Origin of the sequence: Pseudomonas sp., from assembly GCF_050739995.1 — a bacterium.
In the GTDB taxonomy this organism is placed as follows: domain Bacteria; phylum Pseudomonadota; class Gammaproteobacteria; order Pseudomonadales; family Pseudomonadaceae; genus Aquipseudomonas.
The window spans coordinates 1-4,657 of sequence record NZ_JBOICG010000005.1 but is presented as its reverse complement, the minus strand read 5'-3'; the positions used below and the strand labels follow the sequence as shown (position 1 = coordinate 4,657).

Below are 4,657 nucleotides of genomic sequence, written 5' to 3'. Positions count from 1 at the left end.
CTTGACCACCCACTGACATCCCAATCCGGGCTTCACGGCCCGGTTTTCCAGCCCTGCCTTTCGCGAGAAAGGCAGGGTTTTTTTATTTGCGCGCTTTGAGAATCACGAATTTTGGCGTGGTGGCGACTTGCTCGACGCCCCGGAACAACCGGGCCAGCTTGGTGTGGTAACCCAAGTGACGGTTACCGACGATGTACAGGGCACCGCCGACCACCAGGCTTTCCCGTGCTTGCTGGAACATGCGCCAAGCGAGGAAGTCGCCGACCACCTGCTGCTGGTGGAAGGGTGGGTTGCACAGCACCACGTCCAGCGATTGCGGTTCCTGGCCGGCCAGGCCATCGCCGGCGCGCACCACAACATGACGATCACCCAGCGCGGCTTGCCAGTTCTCGGCGGCCGATTGCACGGCCATGTAGGACTCATCTACCAAGGTGTATTGCGCGTCGGGGTTTTGCAGGGCGCTGGCGATCGCCAAGACGCCGTTGCCGCAGCCCAGATCCGCCACACGAGCGTTGCCCAGGTTTTTCGGCAGGTGGGGCAGGAAGGCGCGGGTGCCGATATCCAAACCCTCACGGCAGAACACGTTGGCATGGTTCAGCAACTCGATGGCCGGTGTGTCCAAGGTATAACGGGTGGGGTAGGGCGAGACTGCTGCTGGGCGATCCTCGACGGTCGCGATCAGCAGCCGGGCTTTTTTGACTGCAAGCGAGGCGTGCATCGGCCCGATGTAGCGCTCCAGCAGTTCACCTGCCGCCCGTGGCAAATGCTTGATCATCCCTCCGGCGATCACCTCGGCGCCTGGCGCCAATTGGCCTTGCAGACGGATCAGTTGTTCCTCCAGCAAGGCCAGGGTTTTCGGCACACGGATCAATACTCGGTCGAACGGCCCCATGGGTACCTGGCTGGCGGGGATGAACGGCACCGCATCAAACGTCTTGCCGTTGCGCACCAGGTTTTTTTCCAGCCCCAGGGCGGCGAGAAACGAGTCGCCGCTGGAGGTAAGGTGTACTTGCCCCTCAAGGCTCGCCGCCAGGGCGCCAAAGCTGTCATTGAGCACCAATACGCGGGTGGCCGTGGCCGGCTGTTGCTGCGCCAGGTAGCCGAGCAAGTACTCGTCGGCAGCATCGAAGGCCTGCAGCGGATCGTTATGTTGCTCGGGTTGGCGGATCAGATCGAGCTGGGCGAAGGGGCTGTCGAGCAGGGGCATGGCGGGGGAGGCTCTGGGTAATCATTGGCGGAACCGTCTGAGTGAACGGCGAGGTGACACCTGGAGGCGCAGCTCAACACTCAGAATAGGGGTCGTAAATGTTACTTTTTTTTGAGCCTGATGACATGCGGTGTTTCCGTGCCAGCTAAAAAAGATAACCCTCTTTGTAGGCTCTGAGTACCGCGGCGATCTTGTTGTTGACCCCCAATTTGTTGAATGTACTTTTCATGTGAAAGCCTACGGTGCGCTCTGATAGGCAAAGAATTACAGCAATGTCCCCGGCGGTCTTGCCCAGGGCTGACCATTTGAGTATTTCCGTTTCTCGTTTGGTCAATTTACAGCACGGCGACGCATTGGGCCCAGCGGCGTATTTGGGGGCAGTCACCGAGTGCAGCACATTGCAGAGCCATAACACTCGGCCGGCTTTTTCATAGAGTTCTTCAGGGGTTACTTTACTGTCACTGCGTGCCAGGGTCAGCATGCTGTACTTCCCTTGGGCGTCATGAAAGGGCTGCGTCCATGCCCTATGCACACCAAACGATTGGGCCAACGACCATAAGTCGGGTGCTGAAGTGAATGTTTTTTCCTCCCAGACGATGGGGAGTACGCTGCGTTTACAGTGGGTAACAACCGGATCTACGTCGAAGAAGTGCGCCCGTTGATACAACGTGTTCCACTCGTTTGAATAGTTGTCGATCTGGATGGGTTTCGTTTGGCTATCCGCCAGTTGGGAACTCATTGTAAAGGAACAGAATGTGAAGCCAAGCTCATGGGTTTGGGTAAGAACCATCTCAAACACACTAGTGATCTCGTTTTCACCTTCCAGTTTGGGGGGCCGAGTATTGCGCCAGTTCACCATTTGTAAATCTCCATGGGGTTTGCGTGGCGTGGGTACGTCCTCATCCCAGCGGCACGAAAATGAGTGTAGGACATCGCCTACTTACGAGCGTGAAAAAAATGTCATATGTAACTAGAGCTTAGTCTCTAAATAAACTGTACGATTTTTATATTGTTGTATAAGTGGTTCGGGTGGAAATAAATTCTTGATTGAATTTAACGGGTTGTGGGTAGTGCCAAAGTGATAGCGCTTAGATGCGATGTTCCATCTATGGAAGGGTGGCAAGTGGGTTAATAGCTAAATGGTTGGTTAGCATTAGCTTGTCACTATGCGCTCAGTATTTTGAGGGTTTAACGCATTCTCTCTCACTGTGGGTCACTGCCGCCTGCGCCTGTCGCAATACCACTACCAATCAACGGTGTTTGCGCGCGCTGGTTTGAGGGACACTAGGGGCCTGTGCAAAACGGAGTTCCCTATGACGGCCAGTGCTGAGAAATTCACCCGCCAGACCTTGCTCGACGTGCAATCGCTGACCCCCAGCCTGTTTACTCTGCGTACCACCCGCGACCCAGGCTTTCGGTTCACCGCTGGCCAATTCGTGCGCCTGGGGGTGACCAAGGCGGATGGCAGCACCGTATGGCGCGCCTATTCCATTGTGTCTTCACCCTTTGACGAGCATCTCGATTTTTTCTCCATCGTCGTTCCGGGTGGCGAATTCACCAGTGAGTTGAGCCGCCTGCAGGTGGGAGATACGCTGATGGTCGAGCGCCAGGCCACGGGGTTCCTGACCCTGAACCGCTTTGTGGACGGGCGTGATCTGTGGTTGCTGGGTACTGGTACCGGGGTGGCACCGTTCCTGTCGATCCTGCAGGACTTTGAAGTCTGGGAAAAATTCGAACGTATCGTGCTGGTGTACAGCGCCCGGGAGGCCAAGGAGTTGGCTTACCAATCGCTGATCCATGAGTTGGGCGAGCGTGAATACCTGGCCGAGCACGCCCACAAGCTCACCTACATTCCCATCGTTACCCGTGAACAGCATCCAGGGGCGCTGAGCGGGCGCATCACGACCCTGATCGAAAAGGGTGAGCTGGAGCGTGCGGCCGGTGTCGAGTTGACCCCAGAACACTCCCGCGTGTTGATTTGCGGTAACCCGCAGATGGTCGATGACACGCGGCAATTGCTCAAGCAGCGGGAGATGCAACTGAGCCTTAGCCGTCGACCTGGCCAGGTGGCCGTAGAAAACTACTGGTAGAAAAAAGGCGCCTCGAAAGGCGCCTTTTTGTTCCGCGGGTTAAAGCGGCTTGTTGTTCTGAGCCTTGAGCAAGTCCCGGATCTCGGTGAGCAATTCTTCTTCTTTGGTCGGCGCCGGTGGCACGGTTGGAGCCACGGCTTCCTCGCGCTTGAGGCGGTTGATGGCCTTCACGCCCATGAAGATCGCGAACGCGATGATCACGAAGTCGATGATGCTCTGGATGAATTTACCGTAGGCCATTACCACCGCTGGAGCATCACCTTGCGCTGCCTTGAGCGTCACCGCCAAGTCCGCAAAGTCGACGCCACCGATCAGCAGGCCGATGGGAGGCATCACCACGTCCCCTACAAACGAGGAAACAATTTTGCCGAAGGCAGCACCGATGATGATACCGACGGCCATGTCGACCACATTACCTTTGACCGCGAAGGCCTTGAACTCACTGATCACGCCCATAGGTTATTCCTTGTTACAGATGAGAAGGGTGGAACTCAGTGTAAGCCAGTCGTAGAAGGCTTGCGCGACACAACTGTTAACACTGTCGATTTTTATCGACACATTAAAACTCAAATAGTTTTCAAAGTGCCATCAATCGCGCGCGATTTACCTCTCACTTCAGTCACTTGCCACATTTTTTTCTTAATCGGTCCTGTGGTGTTTTTCTATTTATCTTCTGGCTCCCAGGTCACTAGCCTCTGGCAAGCACAACTGAATGTGCACTAAAAAAACCAGAGGAAACCTCGATGAACACTCCCATAAGCCGTAGGCCAGTCACGGCGCGTTACGCGTTGGCACTGGTGACTGCCAGCCTGCTTTCCCTCTCTGTGCAAGCCGCCAACCTCACCCGGGACAACGGTGCAGCCGTCGGTGACAACCAGAACTCACAAACCGCCGGCGCCAACGGCCCGGTGCTGTTGCAAGACGTGCAGTTGATTCAGAAACTGCAACGCTTCGACCGCGAACGCATCCCGGAGCGTGTAGTACACGCCCGTGGCACCGGTGCCCATGGCACCTTCACCGTCACCGATAACCTCAGCGACCTGACCAAGGCCAAGGTATTTGCTGCCGGCGAAGCCACCCCCGTGTTTGTACGTTTCTCTGCGGTAGTGCACGGCAACCACTCCCCGGAAACCCTGCGTGACCCACGCGGCTTCGCCACTAAGTTCTATACCGCTGAAGGTAACTGGGACTTGGTTGGTAATAACTTTCCGACATTCTTTATTCGCGATGCCATCAAGTTCCCAGACATGGTCCACGCTTTTAAACCGGACCCACGCACTAACTTGGACGACGACTCGCGCCGTTTCGACTTCTTCTCCCATGTCCCAGAGGCTACCCGTACTCTGACTGAGTTGTACTC

At 56.1% G+C, this 4,657-nt stretch carries 4 protein-coding genes and 1 pseudogene; 2 read left to right on the top strand and 3 right to left on the bottom strand.

The annotated features are described in order from the left end of the window. Positions 1-82 precede the first annotated feature (82 nt). Entirely contained in the window at positions 83-1,207 is a 1,125-nt protein-coding gene (locus tag ACRESD_RS00095) for a methyltransferase (RefSeq protein ID WP_431749072.1), read from the bottom strand. Positions 1,208-1,352: 145 nt separating this feature from the next. Continuing rightward, a complete protein-coding gene (locus tag ACRESD_RS00090; RefSeq protein WP_431749071.1) occupies positions 1,353-2,066 on the bottom strand; it encodes a helix-turn-helix transcriptional regulator in 714 nt (237 codons plus the stop codon). A 454-nt stretch (positions 2,067-2,520) separates the two neighbouring features. Here ACRESD_RS00090 and ACRESD_RS00085 point away from each other — a divergent pair, with 454 nt between their 5' ends. After that, positions 2,521-3,297, top strand: coding sequence for a ferredoxin--NADP reductase (locus ACRESD_RS00085; RefSeq protein ID WP_431749070.1), 777 nt, complete (start codon positions 2,521-2,523; stop codon positions 3,295-3,297). 39 nt (positions 3,298-3,336) lie between these two features. Here the strand turns inward: ACRESD_RS00085 and mscL are convergent, their stop codons facing one another. After that, positions 3,337-3,753, bottom strand: coding sequence for a large-conductance mechanosensitive channel protein MscL (gene mscL / locus ACRESD_RS00080; RefSeq protein ID WP_431749069.1), 417 nt, complete (start codon positions 3,751-3,753; stop codon positions 3,337-3,339). Positions 3,754-4,040: 287 nt separating this feature from the next. On the opposite strand from mscL, the pseudogene katB reads away from it, so the two are divergent. After that, a pseudogene (katB, locus tag ACRESD_RS00075) lies at positions 4,041-4,657 on the top strand (catalase KatB); the annotation flags it as partial.

What these genes read in the sequence shown, in the direction of transcription:
- ACRESD_RS00090 (WP_431749071.1), bottom strand. Translation starts at nt 2,066, where the DNA reads ATGGTGAACTGGCGCAATACTCGGCCCCCCAAACTGGAAGGTGAAAAC.
- ACRESD_RS00095 (WP_431749072.1), bottom strand. Translation starts at nt 1,207, where the DNA reads ATGCCCCTGCTCGACAGCCCCTTCGCCCAGCTCGATCTGATCCGCCAA.
- mscL (WP_431749069.1), bottom strand. Translation starts at nt 3,753, where the DNA reads ATGGGCGTGATCAGTGAGTTCAAGGCCTTCGCGGTCAAAGGTAATGTG.
- ACRESD_RS00085 (WP_431749070.1), top strand. Translation starts at nt 2,521, where the DNA reads ATGACGGCCAGTGCTGAGAAATTCACCCGCCAGACCTTGCTCGACGTG.